Below are 17,150 nucleotides of genomic sequence, written 5' to 3'. Positions count from 1 at the left end.
AGAGCGAAGACGTTGTTGCAGTGTCGCCTTTCTTCGCTATCGACTATCCACTATCAACTTTCCTCAGCCGATCATCTCCGCCGGCGCCGCGAACGCGCCTGACTGTTTCTCGAACAGTCGCCGGTAGTGGCCATGCGGTCGGCGCAGCAGTGATTCGTGATTGCCGTCCTCGACGATGCGGCCGTGCTCGAACACCAGGATGCGGTCGACGGAACGGACCGTCGATAGTCGATGCGCGATGATGATCGACGTTCGTCCTGCCATCAGCCGCTCCATCGCCTGCTGGATCAGCGCCTCGGATTCCGAGTCCAGGCTCGAGGTGGCTTCGTCCAGGATCAGGATCGGCGCATCGGCCAGGAATGCACGCGCGAGCGCAACGCGCTGACGTTCGCCGCCCGACAGCTTGATGCCCCGTTCGCCCACCAGCGTCTGGTAGCCGCGTGGCAGCCGCGCAATGAACTCGTGTGCATTGGCGAGTCGCGCCGCGCGTTCGATCTGCGCAGTCGTCGCATCGGGTTTCGCATACGCGATGTTCTCGGCGAGACTGCGATGAAACAGGATCGGCTCCTGCGGCACGATCGCGATCTGCGAGCGCAGCGATTCCTGCGTGGCATGCATGACGTCCTGCCCGTCGATCAGCACGCGGCCTTCCTTCACGTCATAGAGCCGCTGGATCAGCTTCACGAACGTGGTCTTGCCGGAACCGGAATGGCCGACCAGTCCGATACGTTCGCCGGCAGCAATGCGCACGTTCAGATCGCGATACAGCGGTTGATGCTGTCCGGCGTAGGTGAAGGTCACGTGATCGAAGCGGACTTCACCCGCGTCGATGCGCACGGGTCGGGCATCGGGCGCATCTGCTACGCCCAGCGGCTCGTCGTACAGCCGCACCATTTCCTCCATCTCGTTGACGGAACGCTGCAGCTGATGGATGTGCTGACCGATCTCGCGCAGATAGCCATGCACGACGAAGTAGGTCGTCAGCACATAGGTGATCTCGCCGGGAGTTGCCTGTCCGCGCCACCACAGCCAGAGCGCTGCGGCCGTGACGGAGGAACGGATCAGCCAGAGCAAGGCCAACTGGCCACTGCCGCTCCAGGTGTGTCGCATCCAGGTGCGCCACGTTCTGAGCTTCCATTTGTCGATCACGCGAGCCAGCCGCGTGTCTTCGCGGTGCTCTGCACCGAACGCCTTGACCACCGCGTTCGAACTGAGCGCGTCGGCGAGCACACCGCCCATGCGCGTGTCCTGTGCGTTGGAGAGACGGGAGGCAGGTGCGATCACTCGCGTTGCCAGCACGGCGGTCACCGAAACGTACGCCATCGCGCCGATCGCCATGAGCAGACCCATCACCGGCCAGTGCATGCCGAGCAGCACGACCGTGCCGACCAACACGATGGCCGACGGCAACAGCGACAGCAGCAGCACATCGTCGAGCGTGTCGAGCGCCCACATGCCGCGCGTGATCTTGCGGACGATCGAGCCCGCAAAACTGTTGGCATGCCAGTCGGTGGACAGGCGCTGCACGCGATGGAACGTGTTGCGGGCCACCGCCGTCATGAGGCTCAGCGTCAGCGGCACGACACCCCACCAGGCCAGGTGGCGCAGGATCACCATCGCGAAGCCGAGCGCTGCCATCGCGAGGAAGGCGTTCAATGCTGCATCCGCGGCTGCGGGGCCTGCGGTGACGGCATCGATCAGCCGGCCGGCGAACATCGGCACGAAGACTTCAGTCAATGTCGCGAGCGACATCGACAGCGCGATGCCGGCGGTCAACGCCTTGCGGCGTCCCCACAGGCGAAACGTGAAAGACAGAACATTGCGGAGGACTTGCGAGCCCTCTGCGCGGGATTTCGTCATGACGATCCGGCGCGCGATGCGCGCCGCTCCAATGCAAACCGGGAATGCGCTTCCGTCAGGAAGCAGTTACGGGCGAGCCCCAGCCGGGGCTCCAGGCTTCAGTGGAAGCCGGCCGGCGGGGGAAGGCGCATGGGCGATGTGTTCATCGATGCCTCCCTCTTGGTTGCATGGAAAAGGGGCGAAATAGATACCACCCGATGACGATCCAGGCAAGCCGGCTTTTGCCGGGTCAGCGGGAGGCAGACGTCGTGGCCAGTTCCTTCATGACGAGCCAGTCGATCAGCTCCACCATTTCCTTCACGCCACCGGCCGAGCGGACGGTCAGGCGATATTTGCCGTTGATAACCATGGTCGGCGTCTGATCGATCCGGCACGCCCGCATCCAGGCTTCGGCTCGCCGGATGTTGCTGTCGACCGCGAACGATTGCGACGCCTCTAGAAACTTCTTCGCATCGATGCCCGCGGTCCGCGCGTACCAATTCGCCACGTCTTCGATCGTCGGGGCTGGCTTCTTGGGACGCCCCGATGCATCGACCACGGCCAGTTCGCCCCGGCCCCACACCGCGTTGAACATCGCTTCGTGCGTCTTCGCGACGATGCCGAGCTGTTGCGCCGTGTAGAACGCGCGTTGAAACATCGGCCACTGCTCTGCGGTGTTGAACGACGCGTGGACGAAGACGACCTGCGCCTGTGACGGCAGCTGCTTCTCGATGTCCTTCATGATCGGCAGGAACGAGTTGCAGGCCGGGCAGCCGTAGGACAACACTTCAGCGACTTCGACCTTGCCCGGCGCGACCGTGGTGAGCTGGGCAGGCTGGATACGGAAATAATGCTGGCCTTCCACCCATGTGGCTGCGGTGCCCGACAGGCTCCACAGGGTTGCCAGCATGACGGTCGATATCGTCACCAGAAATCGCATACGTCCTCCCGATGCAAGAGTGGAATCCGGCGGCATCATCGCCAGCGCCCGTGGCGAAGGCAACCGGTGGGCGAGGATCACCGATACCCGCAATGTGATGCCCGCCTACACGATCGTGCAGGCCGAATCCCACGAAGCGGCTGCGACGCTGTTCGGGAAACATCCGCACTTCACTGCCTGGGTGAAGCGGTCGGGATCATGGAGTGCCGGCCGATGCTGGCGCGCGAGCATCCCACTCGTTGCCAGCGGGCATAACTGATATCGCGTAGCATCCCCGGCACTATCGTGTTCTTTATCCGGCATCGCGGCCTGACGATAGTGTGGCCCGACCTGCTTCCTGCCAGGCTCATCCAGGCGCTTCTACAAGAGACTCACAATGGCTTTGGTCAAGAAATCGAAGATCTCCTCTGGGGCGGCCCGACCTGCTGCAGCGCCTGCAGCGACGACGGCCAGGTCTTCCGGGAAGGCGGCTGCTCGTACCGCATTCAAAGGCACGAAGGTAGAAGCTGTCTCCGAACGGATCGCCGCTGCGACCGAGCAACTGGCCAGCGGTCTGGCCGAGGCTGCGGCTGCGACCAAGGAGCTGGGCCGATCCATGGAGCAGATTGCAGGCGGCGCGGAGGAAGCGGCCGGTGCATCGCAGGAGCAGTCGGCAGCCATCAGGAGAATCGTGGCTAACCTGGTCGCTGCCAGGGGCGAGGCAGAGGCGTTGAACCGGCGGACGGAATCGGTCGCGCTGTCGTTGAATGAAACCTCCGCGCAGATCGCCGCATCGGTCCGCGCCATCGAGTGGGGCGCACAACGTCAAACCGATTCGGTGGCCCTGATTGCGGAGCTGGATCACCGGGCCAGAGACATCGGCGAAATCACCCGAGTCGTCAGTCGGATTTCGGATCAGACGAACCTTCTCGCACTGAACGCCGCCATCGAAGCGGCGCGTGCTGGCGAGCATGGACGAGGCTTCGCCGTGGTGGCCGACGAGGTTCGCAGCCTGGCTGAAATTTCCGACAGGAGTGCGCGGGAAGTGCGCGAGCTTGCCGAAGCAATCCAGAAGGATGTGGTCGAGGTCGCGGGTACCTTGAAGACGACGGCAACGCGGTCTGCAAAGGAAGCGCGGGTCGCGGCAAGCGTCACCGACGCGCTCGGTGCCAGACGCGAGGACATGGCACAGATCGCCGACGGCAGCCGCGCCATTCTGACCGCCTCGGCGGTGGCCGAGCGCGCTGCCCTGGAAGCGCAGAAAAGCGCAGAACAGATAGCGAGTGCGGCCGAGGAGCAGGCGGCCGGCGCCGGCGAAGCGCGCGGGGCGATCGAGCAGCAGGCCAAGTCACTCGAGCAGGGTCAATCCGCTGCGCAAGGGTTGGCTGCCATGGGCGAGGCGCTTCGCGCTGGACGGGCCCGCGGTTCGGCGGCCGAAGAGATCAGTGCCAGCGCCGAGGAGCTGTCGGCCTCGATCCAGGAAATGTCGAGTGCGGCGGCGCAGATCATGGCGGCGGTCGAACAGATCAATAGCGCGTCGCAATTGCAGTCCGCAGCGACCCATCAGACATCCGCAGCCCTGAGCCAGATCGAAGACAGCGCCAGGCTGGCACAGACGAACAGCCGCCTAGCCAATGAACGTGTCCAGCACATCGATGGTGCGCTCAAGGAGAGTCGCAAGGCAGTCGAGACACTGGTGAGTGGCGTGGGCGAAGCACTTCAGGAAACGCAAGCGAGCGTGGCGACCATCAAGCGACTGGAAGGCGTCGGGCGCCGCATGGAAAAAATCATCGCAGCCATTTCCCTGATCGCCGTTCAGACCAGCATGCTCGCGGTGAGCGGTGCGGTCGAAGCCGCGAGGACGGGAGATTCCGGACGCGGCTTTGCCGTGGTGTCGAACGACATCCGCAGTCTCGCCCGTGAAGCCTCGGACAACGTGGAGCGCGCCACGGATACCGTACGGGGCATCCTGGATCAGATCGCACTGCTCAGGACTGACCTGGAGCAGGTCGTTGCGGCCGCGCAGATCGAAGTCGCGAACAATCGCACCGTTTCCGTGGCACTGCAGAAGATCGTCACCGACGTGACAGCACTCGGCGTGGCCAGCAGCGCGATCCTCGAGAGTGCCGATGACATCGTCGGGGCGACCGGGGAAATGGCCAAGGCTGCGCAGCAGATCGCAGCGGCCGCCGAGGAAGCCAGTGGCTCGCTGCGGGAGGCTGCGACTGCAACTGCGCAGCAATCCAGTGGCGCGGAGGACCTGGCAGCCGCGATCGAAGAGATCGCGTCGCTGGCCGACGAACTCAAACAGCAATCGGCGTGATCCACAGGTGGAAACGCCAATCACCAATTCGTCGGTCCGCTTCCTGACGTTTCGTGCCGGAGCGCAGCTGTACGCGTTGCGCTGCGAGGATGTGTCCGAGGTCATCCGGGTGCCCGCGATCGCCCGCATTCCCCAGGGTCCGGCGGCACTGCTCGGCGTCGCGAATCTGCGAGGCTCGGTGCTTCCGGTCGCCAGCCTGCGGGAGTTGCTCGGCAAACCCGTTGCCGCCGAATCGCCAGGCGCGCGAGCGATCGTTCTCGATGTCGGCGCTCCGGTTGCCCTGGTCGTGGACTCGGTGGAGACACTGGAAACCGTTGCCGCCGCGCAGATCGAGACGCGCAAGAAAGAGCTGAGCGCGGAAGGTGCCGAGAAACTGACGGGCGCGTTTTCGATTGGCCGCGACCAGTCGGTTGCGAAAATTCTGGATATCAAGGCTCTGCTCGAAGCTGCCTTTGTCAACCGGGCGCGCCCGCAGCCAATCCGGAACGTTGCGGCCTCGATCAGCGCGGAGTCCGCCGCCCGCGATTCCAGACCGTCGGAAATGCTCGTGACGTTCGACGTCGCCGGACAGGAATTCGCGCTGCCGCTGGACGCCGTGGAGGAAATCCTGCAAGCGCCAGCGATGCTGACGGCCGTGGCGCGCAGTGAAATTGCTGTGCTTGGCGTGGTCTCGGTCCGCGACTCGCTGTTGCCGCTGCTGTCCCTGCGCACCTTGCTGGGATTTGCCGCACCGCAGGCTCCGGACGATCGCGAGAAGGTGGTCGTAGTGAAAGTCGCTGGCACCCATGTCGGGCTGGTGGCTGACCGCGCCCGCGCCATCCTCGTTGCGGACACTGACCTGGTCGATCCCATCCCGCCCGTGATCGCTGCACGGACGGGTGGAGAGTCGCGAATCCGATCGATCTACCGTGGCGAGAACGGACGCCGCTTGATCTCGATCCTTGCGCCCGAGCAGCTGTTTCGGGAGGACGTCATGCAAAGACTCGTTGCCGGTCACAACAGCCAGGAGTCGCCGGTATCGCCCGACGAATCCGGCAACCGCGCGCAACTCATCTTCCTGGTGTTTCGCCTCGGCAATGAAGAGTTCGGTCTGCCGATCGACACGATCGTGGAAGTCGCACAGGTCCCATCGCAGATTACCCGCGTTCCCAAAGCGCCCAGGTTCCTGGAAGGCGTGGTCAACCTGCGCGGCGATGTGTTGCCCGTCGTCGATCAACGCCGTCGCTTCGACATGCCGCCGCTCGACGACACCGAGGCGCGCCGGCTGGTGGTCATCCGGACGGAACGCCATCGTGCGGGACTCATCGTCGACAGTGTGTCCGACGTTCTGCGCATCTTTGCCGACAGTATCGAACCGGCTCCGGAACTGACCGATGAGATGACGCGTCTGGTACGAGGCGTTGTCAATCTGGAAAAATCGAATCGCATCGTGCTCCTGCTCGACCCCACCGAAGTGCTGACGCGGGCCGAACGGAAACTGCTGGACACGTTCCACGAGACGAGCAAGAAGGCGAATGTGTGATCAAGGTTCTGGTCGTCGATGATTCTGCGCTCGTTCGCAAGCTGTTCGGCCGGGTGCTGACCGAGGAGCCGGGCTTCGAAATCGCCTTTGCGCGCAACGGTCTGGAAGCGATCGAGCAACTCGAGGCGTTCAAGCCCGATGTCATCACGCTCGATGTCAACATGCCGCAGATGAACGGTCTGGAATGTCTGGACCGCATCATGGTGCTGCGTCCGTGTCCCGTCGTCATGGTCTCTGCCGTCACGGCCGAGGGCGCCGACTCGACGCTGGACGCGCTGCGGCTGGGTGCCGTCGATTTCGTTCCGAAACCTTCGGGAGCCGTGTCGCTGCGCATCGATCAATTCGCGCCGACGCTTCTGGAGAAAATCCGTTCGGCCGCAACGGCCAGGATTCCCGCGAGCAGGAGACTGCGCGAGCGCGTCCAGTTGCGATCCGGGAGCGCGCCGACAACGTTGCCCGGTGCGCTCAAGGCGACTCGACCGGTTGCCACGGGCGCGCGCGTACCTGGCAACGGGCTCGTGCTCGTAGGAACGTCGACCGGTGGCCCGCCTGCGCTGGAAGCATTGCTGGTGCCGCTGCCGCAGACCTTCGCGTGGCCGATCCTCGTGGCGCAGCACATGCCCGCGAGTTTTACCGGGCCGCTTGCCAGGCGACTGGATGGCATCTGCTCGGTGAATGTCGTCGAAGTCACACGCCCGATGTTGATCGAGGCCGGCTGCGTCTATATCGCCCGCGGCGATGCGGATGTCGTGGTGTCGCGGCGGGCTGCAGGCCTGTTCGCCATGCCTGCGCCGGCAAAGCCGGACTATCCCTGGCATCCCAGCACGGATCGACTCGTGCGCTCCGCGATGGAGCACGTGCCCGCCCGTCAACTCGTCGGTGTTCTGATGACCGGCATGGGAAACGACGGTTCCGCGGCGATGGCCCAGTTGCGTGCCGAAGGCGGCAGGACCATCGCCGAAGCCGAGGAAACTGCGGTGGTCTGGGGCATGCCCGGCGAACTGGTTCGGGCAGGAGGCGCGGACTGGGTGGTGCCGTTGCCGAGGATCACCGAACAACTGCAGAAGCTGGTGCCTGCCAATGCCGCTCATTCGTAAACCCGCCGATCGCACCCAGACGCGCGATCCGGATGCAGTGGACGTACTGAAGGCGCTCGTGAGCGACGATCGGGAACAGCGCTGGGCTGCGGCGCGCGCGGCGGCGCAGATCGACGGGGCCGCAGAGGCGCTGGGTACGGCGCTGCGCAGCGAATCCGACCCGCGGGTGCGCGAGGCGATGTTCACCAGCCTGACCTGCATGAATTCGTCGCAAAGCGTCGATGCACTCACACCGCTGCTGCGGCTCGACGATGCGAGTCTGCGCGCTGGCGCCCTGGATGCGCTGCGTGCCATGGCGGAGGCAGTCCGCGAGCGCCTGCCGGCTCTATTGAATGACAGCGACAGCGACGTGCGTGTCCTCAGCAGCGAGATCGCACGCAGCCTGCCGGGCGAGGAGGCCACGCGATTGCTGTGCGATCTGCTCGCGCATGAAAGCGAACCCAACGTCTGCGCGGCAGCGGTCGAGGTACTCGCGGAAGTGGGTAACCCCACAGCGCTGGCCGCACTCGCGGACTGCGCAGCACGCTTCCGGGACACGCCCTTCCTGGTGTTCGCCACCAGAATTGCAGCCGATCGCATCCGCGCTCAGTGCGCTTCACATGTCTGAATTCCCGGCGCTTGCGCAGGAGGAATTTCGCAGGCTCTGTGAATTTCTCTATCGCCGTACCGGAATGATCTTTACCGAGGCGAAGCGGTACTACGTGGAGCGACGCGTGGTGGAGCGAATGCTGGCGACTGGTTCCGATTCGTTTCCCGATTATTTCGCCCGCTTGCGTGCTGATGCACAGGGAGAGATCGAACTCTTCGTCAACACCTTCACGGTGAACGAAACCTACTTCTATCGCGAAGACCATCAGCTCAAATGCCTGACGTCGGACCTCCTGGGGAGCCGGATTCGCACACGACGAAGCGACGCGGCATTGAGGATCTGGTCGGTGCCATGTTCCACCGGCGAGGAGCCCTATTCCATTGCACTGTGGCTCTTGGAGAACTGGGCACTGGTCGATGATTACGAGATCGAGATCGTCGGCTCCGATATCGACACCCGGGTGCTGGGTCTGGCGCGCGAAGGTATCTTCGGCAAACGTTCGCTCATGCGTCTGTCGCCCTACCTGATCGAAAAGTATTTCGTGTCCATCGACGCCGAGCGCTGGCAGATCATCGCCGACCTGCGCGAATCCATCCGCTTCAGTCAGGTCAATATCGTCGAACCCAGGCAGACCCGGCCGCACGGGCGGTTCGACATCATCTTCTGCAGGAATGTACTGATCTACTTCGACGATGCGTCACGGCGCATTGCGGCGGAGAATCTCTATGAGAACCTGCTGCCGGGCGGCTTCATCTGCCTGGGCCACAGTGAGTCGATGAGCCGCATATCGCCGCTGTTCGACGTGAGCCGCTTCGAGGATGCAATCGTTTACCAACGACCCGACGGGGGCGCGCATGCGGACCGATAAAAAAACCGTTCTGGTGGTCGACGATGCCAGCCTGGTGCGCCTTTACTATCGATCCATCCTCGAGGACGCCGGCTTCCACGTCGAGGAGGCCCTCAATGGCCTGGAAGCGCTCGAAAAGCTGCTGGCCTGTCCCGCCGATATGCTGATCGTCGACGTCAACATGCCGCAGATGGACGGGCTCACATTCCTCGATCGACTGCGACAGAAGGAGCTGCCGCTGTCGTCGATCCCGGCGCTGGTCACCAGCACTGAAGCGCAACCGCAGGATTTCGCTGCGGCGCGTGCCGCAGGCGCCAATTTCTACGTGGTCAAACCGATCGATCGCGACCGCCTCGTTGAGTTCGTCACGATGTTCTGCGGAGTCCCGCGATGAACGAGTTCATCGAGCAGTTCATTCTCGAATCCCGGGACCTGGTGGAGCAGGCCACGGCTGCTCTTTCGATCCTCGAGAAATCGCCGCAGGACCCAGAAGCTCTCGATGCAGTCCTGCGTGCCTTCCATACGCTCAAGGGTGGCGCCGGCATCGTCGACTTCGCCGCGATGGAACGCGCCGTTCATGCGGCCGAGGACGCGCTGAGTCACTCACGTGCGGCAGACCATGCCGTGACCGCCAGGGTCATCAATGACTGTCTCGCCTGTCTCGATCAGGTCGTCCGCTGGCTGGATCTCATGGAACAGTCGGGCGAGGTCGTAGCGGACGCCGATGCTCAGGCCGATGCACTCATAGCCCGGCTCGTGCACAGCGTTACGAACGATCGTCCCCTCGCTCCAGCCATTGAGAAGAATGCCTCTGCGTCCTGGTCGAACGAGCTCCTGAAACGCAATCCGGGCATGCGGCAGCAAGCGAAAACGGCCGTGCGTTTCATCCCGCCCGCGGACAGCTTTTTCCGCGGCGAAGATCCCATGGCGCTGATCGCAGCGCTACCGGGGCTGCTGATGCTGGAAGCGGAGCCCGTTGGCGAGGAGTGGCCCACCCTCGATGCGCTCGATCCATTTGAAAGCATCCTGGTGCTGACCGCGTTGACGGGCTCGACCGGGCCGGCTGTGAGAGCGCATCTCGAAGGCCATGCGGGTGAATGCGAAGTCGTGGCGCTCGCTGCCGCTGGACCGCAGGGATCGGAACAGGCATTGACGCCGACTTCACGGGATGTGCTGAAGGCGCAGCTGGTTTTCCTCGACAGCGTCGAGAGCCGCACCTTCATCGGACGCGTCGCGTCGGCGGGGCGGGTCGCATCGAATGTCCTGCGTTATTGCGGGCTCGGTGCGCAAGCCGATCTCATCGCGCATGCCACGCGACAAAGTCTCGATGACAACAGTCCGCGAGCCCTCCGGGAGCAGATCGCCAGGGCACTGGAAGCCCAGGCGCCGCTGTCTGCTGCACCAACTTCGCAGGCGCCGTCGCGTCCAGAAGCACTGGCGCGAACGCTGCGCGTGGATGCCGAACGGGTGGACGCACTGATCCGCCTGACCGGCGAGCTGACGGTCGTGAGGAACGCGATCGGACACGCGGTCAAGCTTGCGCAGGCCGACACCAGTTCACTGGCCGGCACATTGAAGAAGCACTACGGCGCTCTCGACAACATCACCAGCGAACTGCAAAGCGCAGTACTGGGAATGCGTGTGCTGCCGTTGCGTACCGTGCTGCAACGCTTTCCGCGCATGGTGCGGGAGATTTCGGCGGATCTGGCCAAGCCTGCGAAACTCCTCATCGAGGGCGATGAGACCGAAGCGGACAAGGCCATTGTCGAGATGCTGTTCGAGCCGCTGCTCCACATCGTGCGCAACGCGATGGATCATGGCATCGAAGACGCAGCAGTGCGTGCGCGCAAAAACAAGCCGGCGATCGCCACGCTGCGAATGCGGGCATCGCGGCAGGGCGATCGCGTTCTCATCGAAGTCGACGATGATGGCAATGGCGTGGATATCGCTCGCGTGCGCCAGGTGGCGCTGGAGGGCGGCATCGCTACTGTCGAGAGTCTGGACGCGATGTCGGAGGCGGAGATCGTCGACCTGGTATTTGCTCCCGGCTTCTCGACCGCCGCCAGCGTGACGGAACTGTCGGGACGAGGCGTGGGAATGGACGCTGTGCGTACGGCGGTCGGTCGGGTCGGCGGGCGAGTGTCGATGGAAAGTCGTTACGGCCAGGGAACCACGGTCCGATTCACGCTGCCCTTCAGCGTGATGATGTCGCACGTGATGACGGTGGAAGCGGGCGGTCAGATGTTCGGCATTCCGCTCGATGCGGTCGTCGAGTCGATTCGCGTGCCCATCGAATCCATTGCGTGCATAGGCGCCGCCCAGGCGATCGTCCATCGCAATCACACCCTTCCTGTATTCGAACTCGCACGCGTCCTGCGCGTTAGGGAAGAAGCCCGTGACCAGGAGGATGCGGCTATGATCATTGCGACCTTTGGCGGACAGCTCGGAGGTATCCGCGTGGATCGGATCGGAGAACCCATGGAAGTCATGCTCAGACCGCTGGACGGCCTTCTGTCGGGCATTCCCGGACTTGCCGGAACCACCATCCTGGGAGACGGGCGCGTGCTGCTGGTCCTGGACCTGGACGGGGTGATCCAATGACGGTGGCAGTGTCCGCGAACGGAACGATCGAACTGACGGGAGCCTGTCCCGTCGAGGATGCCGAGGCTCTCCTGCAGTGTCTGTTGACGACACCCGCAGGGGCTGTGGACTGGAGCGCTTGTGAATCCGCACATACTGCCGTGATTCAGGTATTGCTGGTCGCAAAGGCCGCACCGGTCGGGGCGCCGGTCTCCGGCTTTCTCAGAGACATCGTCGCCCCCCTGCTGCAACGTCGATCCTGAGCGTGCCTCGCATGCAGCAGGGCACCCTGCAAAACCTACCCGTGACTTTCAGTTGAGAGCGACAGTGATCCAAAAAGTATTGATTGTCGACGACAGCAAACTCGCCCGCATGGCGGCAGCGAAAGCCCTCAAGGCGCTGCATCCCGACTGGGTGCTGCTCGAGGCTGCGAATGCGGAAGAGGGTCTCGCGCGTGTCCGCGATTCCTCTCCGGAATTTGCCCTGCTGGATTTCAACATGCCCGGCAAGGACGGAATCGTCCTCGCGGCGGAGTTGCGCGATCTGAATCCGCGCATGAGCATTGCCGTGATATCTGCAAATCATCAGGTCGAAGTCATCGGCCGCGCCCGCGCAGCCGGTGCAGTCTTCCTGGCCAAGCCGCTGACAGAGAGGGCGCTGGGCGACTACCTGAACGTTGCCGTCGAGCAGCGTAGCGCGGCCACCGAATGACGAGCGCATTTTCGATCAGCCTGTCCGAACTGGAACTCGATGCCCTGACCGAACTGGTCAACCTGGGCGTGAGCGGCGCTGCCCTGAGTCTGCGCGAGATGGTGCACGAAGAAGTCGTGCTGTCGGTGCCGAAAGTGGCAGTCGTCACCCGCGAGCAGGCGATTGCAACCCTCGGTGAGCAGGAAAGTAAACGCCTGGTGGCAGTTCAGCAGGACTTCGCAGGCGATATCAGCGGACGTGCGCTGCTGATTTTTCCCGAGACCAAGAGCATGGAGCTGGTGCGCGCCGTCGTGGGCGGAAATCTCTCTCTCGAAGACATTGCCGAACTCGAACAGGAAGCGCTCGCCGAGACAGGCAATGTGCTGCTCAACGGCTGCCTCGGCACCATCGCCAACAATCTGCAGCGCAGCCTGCGGATTTCTCTGCCCGAAGTGATCTACGGCGACGGCGCCGAATTCTTCGCCGCGATACCGTCACGCGAATCCGGCTACAGCGTGCTGTTCATCCACATCAATTTTGCGGTTCGCAATCGCGACATCCGCGGCTACATCGCGATGCTGCTGGACATTCCTTCGCAGCTTGCACTGAAGGACCTGATCGGCGCGTTTATCGAGCGAACCACCGGTCAGGTCTACGTGCCATCGTCCAATGTCGGCTAACGCAGACCTCGCCGAAGACGCCATTCTCGACGCAGTCAACGGCGGTCTGATCGTTCTGGATCAGGACGCGCGGATTCTCCGCTGGAATGCGTGGATGGCTTTCGCTTCCGGGCATCCGGTCGCCTCTGTGCTGGGCAAACCGCTGACCGGAGTGTTTCCGGATCTGGATCTTCGCCGGCTGACGACCGCGGTCAGGGCGGCGCTTGCATCGGGCGCATCCACTGTCATTTCCCGCACGCTCAATCCCGCGCCGCTGCCGTTGCGTACGCGATCCGGCCGCACTCTCCTGCACGACATCACTGTTTCACCCGTAGGCGAGCGGTCCGGCGCCGCGTGCCTCATCTTCGTCACGGACGTGACGATGGCCACGAGGCGTGAAAAGTATCTGCGCGATCAGCAGAATGCGCGCTACGACGCCATCGTCGAAAATGCACCCGATGTCATCCTGTCGATAGACAGCGGCGGCCTGATTCAGATGGCAAATTCGGCGGCCGTTTCCCAGTTCGGCTATGCGATGGGTGACCTGATCGGGAAGAGCTCCTCGTTGTTGTTCGACACCGCGGGCGATTGGTCATCGATGCTGCAGGCCGTGATCAATGACGCGATTTCATTTCGATCGTGCGAACTGATCGCCGTACGCAAGGACGGTTCATTGAGTTACGTGGAAGCCTCGGCGTCGCGATGGAACATCGGTTCGCAGGGCTTCGCGACTGTCATCCTGCGGGATGTGAACGAGCGGCGGGCGGTGGATGCGGCGTTGCGTTGCAGCGAAGCACTGGCGCGAAACGCGGCGATCGCATTGGCCGACCTGAATCAGACGCTCGAACAGCGGGTCGACGAACGCACTGCCCAGCTCATGAAGGCCGAGGAGGCACTGCGCCAGAGTCAGAAGATGGAGGCGATCGGCCAGCTGACAGGCGGCATCGCTCATGACTTCAACAATCTGCTGCAAGGAATTACGGGCGCACTGCACGTGATTCAGAAACGAATCTCGGGCGGCCGCATCGGTGATATCGACCGTTTCGCCGCAGGGGCCCTGGAATCGGCCAACCGTGCCGCCTCCCTGACGCATCGTCTGCTCGCTTTCTCGCGCCAGCAGCCCATCGATCCGCGGCCGGTCAACGTGAATCAACTGATCGCATCGATAGAAGAGCTGCTGCGTCGGACCATCGGCGAAACGCTGCAGATGACCGTAATGTCCGCGGATGACCTGTGGCTGGTGCGATGCGACGCCAATCAGCTCGAGAACGCCATCCTGAATCTCGCCATCAACGCGCGCGATGCCATGCCCGATGGAGGGACGCTGCTATTCGAGACGGCCAATGCAGTGCTCGATACAGGACAAGCCAGGTCGCGGGAAGTGAAGCAGGGCGAGTATGTACGCCTGGTGGTCACGGACACCGGGACGGGAATGCCGCCGGAGATTCAGGCGCGAATCTTCGAGCCCTTCTTTACAACCAAGCCGATCGGCAAAGGCACGGGGCTTGGTCTGTCGATGATCTACGGCTTCGTCAGGCAATCCGAAGGATCGGTCCGGGTCGACAGCAAAACAGGCAAGGGCACCTCGATCGAGATCTGCCTGCCGCGATATCGCGGGGATCTCGAGGTTCACGCCGAAGAAGTCGCCGGGCGGGAAAGGCGTGCCGGTAGCGATGAAGTCGTGCTCGTGGTCGAAGACGAACCAATGGTCCGCGTGCTGGTGGTCGAGGTGCTCAAGGATCTTGGTTACTACGCACTCGAAGCCGAGACCGGCACTGCTGCCATTCGCATCCTGCGATCGTCACAACGAATCGATCTGCTCGTGACCGATCTCGGTCTGCCCGATATCGGCGGGCGACTGGTCGCCGAAGCCGGCATCGCGACCCGTCAGAATCTCAACGTGCTGTTCATGACCGGCTACGCCGAGAAGGCGGCAGGCAGCGCTTTCCTGGATGGGGGAATGGAAATGATCACCAAGCCGTTCTCGATGGACGAACTCGCCGCGCGCATTCGGGAAATGATCGAACGCAATTGACGATCCGGACCGACGGATGCTTTCGCGGCTCTCCATTCTCAGTCGGAATGTCGCAGGTCCCATCGCAATGAACGAGAGCAGTACTTCTTATGTCGAGTGATCTGAATCCAACGGTGCTGTTTCGCGAACACCCGACGCCGGGTGGGCAGCGCATCGGCTTCGCCCAGCTCAACGCCGAGCGCTCGCTGAACGCACTGACGCTGGAGATGGTGCGGTTGCTCGACGGCAAGCTGCGTGACTGGGCGAACGATGCCGGTATCGCCATCGTGGTTCTGAGCGGTGCGGGACCGAAAGCGTTCTGCGCAGGCGGTGATATCCGCAAGCTGCTCGAATCCATCAAGGCGCAGCCAGCAGTTCTTCCCGGTCTCGATTTCTTCGCCGCGGAGTACAGTCTCGACTACCGCATTCATCGATATCCAAAACCAGTGCTGGTGTGGGGCGGCGGTATCGTGTTCGGCGGCGGCATCGGGCTGATGGCGGGCGCCAGTCATCGCGTCGTCACCGAAACCTCGAAGCTTGCGATGCCGGAGACGCGCATCGGCCTGTTTCCCGACGTCGGCGCGAGTCATTTCCTTGATCGCATGCCACGCACGCTCGGCCGCTTCTATGGCATGACGGGCGCAACGCTCGATGCGCACGACTCGCTCGCGACGGGGCTCGCGGATTACTTCATCGCCAACACCGGCCGCGATGCGCTCTGGTATCGACTGGAGACGTCCCGTTGGCACGACGATGCCGCGGCCAATGCAACAGCGCTGGACGTACTGCTGCAATCGTTCTGCGCGCAGGCTGGCGCTAGCGTGCCGGAATCGCCGCTGGCAGTGCACGGTGAACTGCTCGACAGGCTCGTGACCGGCGACTTCGCTGACACGTATCGGAACATCACGAGCCACGTGTCCAGCGATCCCTGGCTGGCATCGGCCATCGCAACATTGCGCACGGGCTCGCCGACCTCTGCCGCCCTGAGTTTCGAACTGCAACGACGTCTGGCGGATCGCAGCCTGGCCGATGTCTTCCGAACCGAACTTACCGTTGCCGTCCGCTGCTGCCAGCGGCCGGATTTTGCTGAAGGCGTGCGCGCGCTGCTCATCGACAAGGACAACCATCCGCAGTGGTCGCCATCGCGCATCGAAGAAGTCACGCCGGAATGGATCGAGTCATTCTTCAGCGAGCCGCGCTGGCCATTGCAGACGCATCCGCTCGAAGATCTGGACTGACTTGATGCTGGCCTGCCCTTTGACAGAGGGCGGGGGTTTCCGGTTGCCTGACGAAGGTGGCGTCGCCAAGCAAAGAAGGCCAGTTGCAGTGAACTGCAGATCCAGGCCAAGGCATTCCTGGTGCGATCCAATCGCTGCCGAAACACTCATCAATCGCGCGTGATCTCCGTCCGTGTCGCCGCGCCCGTAACGGATCGCGTGCCGTTGCCCGCCCATCGGCGTACGACGCGCTGGAAGAACAGGCTGTTGGGGATCTTCAGCGTGGAGGCGTCCTCATCGTTGCCGCGCTCTTCCTGCAGCGTGGTGTAGATCACATTGATGTCGGTCACGCGGCCCTTCAAGCCGGGTTTGTCGCCGTTCTCGAGCAGTTCGATGCGTTCGTACAACCGGAACGGACGCGTGGTGTAGATCAGCACCGCGCAGAAGATGTTGGACAGCACGCTCCAGGCCGCGAAGAACGCCACAGCTGCCACCGCGGCAAAGCCGGTGAACGCCGTCCACAGAACAGTTGCCGAAACGCCCAGCACCTGCAGCATCAGCAGCGCCGCGGCCGCGTAGATCAGGAAGCCCGTAACACGTCGCGTGACGGCGAGCATCTCCGCGGGCAGGTACTGCTGCCCCAGCCGCCGCATCACGCGTCGCGCCACTTGCTGCACCAGCCATGCAACGGCTGCGATCAAAAGCACCTGTGCGGCGGGCACGATCACGCTGAGCCACTCAGTGGCCCACGCCGGCCAGTATTCATTCATCGTCACGGATCTCCGGAAACTGCTGTGTGCTTGATGCGGGAGGGAGGCGCAGGATACGTGGATGAGCAAGGTGATCCAATCGGG

15 protein-coding genes are annotated in these 17,150 nt (G+C 63.2%); 12 read left to right on the top strand and 3 right to left on the bottom strand.

The window, feature by feature from the left end; translation table 11 throughout:
* Window positions 1–63 precede the first annotated feature (63 nt).
* A complete protein-coding gene (locus VIZ63_RS04500; RefSeq protein ID WP_331608319.1) occupies window positions 64–1,860 on the bottom strand; it encodes an ABC transporter ATP-binding protein in 1,797 nt (598 codons plus the stop codon).
* Between the two features lie 229 nt (window positions 1,861–2,089).
* Entirely contained in the window at window positions 2,090–2,779 is a 690-nt protein-coding gene (locus VIZ63_RS04495) for a thiol:disulfide interchange protein DsbA/DsbL (protein ID WP_331608318.1), read from the bottom strand.
* Between the two features lie 19 nt (window positions 2,780–2,798).
* Between VIZ63_RS04495 and VIZ63_RS04490 the strand changes: the two genes are divergently transcribed.
* From VIZ63_RS04490 to VIZ63_RS04435, 12 genes are all read left to right on the top strand, one after another.
* Complete coding sequence (locus tag VIZ63_RS04490; protein WP_331608317.1) at window positions 2,799–3,038, top strand: hypothetical protein; 240 nt, start codon at window positions 2,799–2,801, stop codon at window positions 3,036–3,038.
* A gap of 117 nt (window positions 3,039–3,155) precedes the next feature.
* Window positions 3,156–5,081: a methyl-accepting chemotaxis protein gene (locus VIZ63_RS04485; RefSeq protein ID WP_331608315.1), complete on the top strand. Its 1,926-nt coding sequence runs from the start codon at window positions 3,156–3,158 to the stop codon at window positions 5,079–5,081.
* A 7-nt stretch (window positions 5,082–5,088) separates the two neighbouring features.
* Window positions 5,089–6,603, top strand: coding sequence for a chemotaxis protein CheW (locus VIZ63_RS04480; RefSeq protein ID WP_331608314.1), 1,515 nt, complete (start codon window positions 5,089–5,091; stop codon window positions 6,601–6,603).
* On the top strand, window positions 6,600–7,700 hold the full coding sequence (gene cheB / locus VIZ63_RS04475) for a chemotaxis-specific protein-glutamate methyltransferase CheB (RefSeq protein WP_331608312.1): 1,101 nt from the start codon (window positions 6,600–6,602) through the stop codon (window positions 7,698–7,700). Before VIZ63_RS04480 ends, cheB begins: the two co-directional genes overlap by 4 nt.
* Window positions 7,684–8,307 carry a HEAT repeat domain-containing protein gene (locus VIZ63_RS04470; protein ID WP_331608311.1) on the top strand — a complete coding sequence of 208 codons (624 nt, stop codon included), beginning with the start codon at window positions 7,684–7,686 and terminating at the stop codon, window positions 8,305–8,307. Before cheB ends, VIZ63_RS04470 begins: the two co-directional genes overlap by 17 nt.
* Window positions 8,300–9,157 carry a protein-glutamate O-methyltransferase CheR gene (locus VIZ63_RS04465; protein WP_331608310.1) on the top strand — a complete coding sequence of 286 codons (858 nt, stop codon included), beginning with the start codon at window positions 8,300–8,302 and terminating at the stop codon, window positions 9,155–9,157. The genes VIZ63_RS04470 and VIZ63_RS04465 overlap by 8 nt, the downstream gene beginning before the upstream one ends.
* Window positions 9,144–9,530, top strand: coding sequence for a response regulator (locus VIZ63_RS04460; RefSeq protein WP_331608309.1), 387 nt, complete (start codon window positions 9,144–9,146; stop codon window positions 9,528–9,530). The genes VIZ63_RS04465 and VIZ63_RS04460 overlap by 14 nt, the downstream gene beginning before the upstream one ends.
* Window positions 9,527–11,737: a chemotaxis protein CheA gene (locus tag VIZ63_RS04455; protein WP_331608308.1), complete on the top strand. Its 2,211-nt coding sequence runs from the start codon at window positions 9,527–9,529 to the stop codon at window positions 11,735–11,737. Before VIZ63_RS04460 ends, VIZ63_RS04455 begins: the two co-directional genes overlap by 4 nt.
* Before the next feature lie 306 nt (window positions 11,738–12,043).
* Entirely contained in the window at window positions 12,044–12,427 is a 384-nt protein-coding gene (locus VIZ63_RS04450; protein ID WP_331608306.1) for a response regulator, read from the top strand.
* Window positions 12,424–13,086 (top strand): chemotaxis protein CheX, encoded by a 663-nt coding sequence (locus VIZ63_RS04445; RefSeq protein ID WP_331608305.1) that lies wholly within the window; start codon window positions 12,424–12,426, stop codon window positions 13,084–13,086. The genes VIZ63_RS04450 and VIZ63_RS04445 overlap by 4 nt, the downstream gene beginning before the upstream one ends.
* The gene (locus tag VIZ63_RS04440) at window positions 13,076–15,100 is read left to right on the top strand and encodes a PAS domain S-box protein (protein ID WP_331608304.1); all 2,025 of its coding nucleotides are present in this window, start codon (window positions 13,076–13,078) and stop codon (window positions 15,098–15,100) included. The genes VIZ63_RS04445 and VIZ63_RS04440 overlap by 11 nt, the downstream gene beginning before the upstream one ends.
* A gap of 89 nt (window positions 15,101–15,189) precedes the next feature.
* Window positions 15,190–16,317, top strand: a complete 1,128-nt coding sequence (locus VIZ63_RS04435; protein WP_331608303.1) for an enoyl-CoA hydratase/isomerase family protein — start codon at window positions 15,190–15,192, stop codon at window positions 16,315–16,317.
* 149 nt (window positions 16,318–16,466) lie between these two features.
* Here the strand turns inward: VIZ63_RS04435 and VIZ63_RS04430 are convergent, their stop codons facing one another.
* Complete coding sequence (locus tag VIZ63_RS04430; RefSeq protein ID WP_331608302.1) at window positions 16,467–17,066, bottom strand: mechanosensitive ion channel family protein; 600 nt, start codon at window positions 17,064–17,066, stop codon at window positions 16,467–16,469.
* Window positions 17,067–17,150: the final 84 nt, after the last annotated feature.

Source organism: Povalibacter sp. (assembly GCF_036520495.1).
Classification (GTDB): Bacteria; Pseudomonadota; Gammaproteobacteria; order Steroidobacterales; family Steroidobacteraceae; genus Steroidobacter.
Note: the sequence above shows the minus strand (reverse complement) of the source record. Positions and strands in the feature narration are given on the sequence as shown.

Bases quoted from the DNA above. Each gene is read 5' to 3' on its own strand.
- VIZ63_RS04445 (WP_331608305.1), top strand. From the start codon at position 12,424: ATGACGAGCGCATTTTCGATCAGCCTGTCCGAACTGGAACTCGATGCC.
- VIZ63_RS04455 (WP_331608308.1), top strand. From the start codon at position 9,527: ATGAACGAGTTCATCGAGCAGTTCATTCTCGAATCCCGGGACCTGGTG.
- VIZ63_RS04485 (WP_331608315.1), top strand. From the start codon at position 3,156: ATGGCTTTGGTCAAGAAATCGAAGATCTCCTCTGGGGCGGCCCGACCT.
- VIZ63_RS04435 (WP_331608303.1), top strand. From the start codon at position 15,190: ATGTCGAGTGATCTGAATCCAACGGTGCTGTTTCGCGAACACCCGACG.
- VIZ63_RS04470 (WP_331608311.1), top strand. From the start codon at position 7,684: ATGCCGCTCATTCGTAAACCCGCCGATCGCACCCAGACGCGCGATCCG.
- VIZ63_RS04430 (WP_331608302.1), bottom strand. From the start codon at position 17,066: ATGAATGAATACTGGCCGGCGTGGGCCACTGAGTGGCTCAGCGTGATC.
- VIZ63_RS04500 (WP_331608319.1), bottom strand. From the start codon at position 1,860: ATGACGAAATCCCGCGCAGAGGGCTCGCAAGTCCTCCGCAATGTTCTG.
- VIZ63_RS04440 (WP_331608304.1), top strand. From the start codon at position 13,076: ATGTCGGCTAACGCAGACCTCGCCGAAGACGCCATTCTCGACGCAGTC.
- VIZ63_RS04460 (WP_331608309.1), top strand. From the start codon at position 9,144: ATGCGGACCGATAAAAAAACCGTTCTGGTGGTCGACGATGCCAGCCTG.
- VIZ63_RS04495 (WP_331608318.1), bottom strand. From the start codon at position 2,779: ATGCGATTTCTGGTGACGATATCGACCGTCATGCTGGCAACCCTGTGG.
- VIZ63_RS04465 (WP_331608310.1), top strand. From the start codon at position 8,300: ATGTCTGAATTCCCGGCGCTTGCGCAGGAGGAATTTCGCAGGCTCTGT.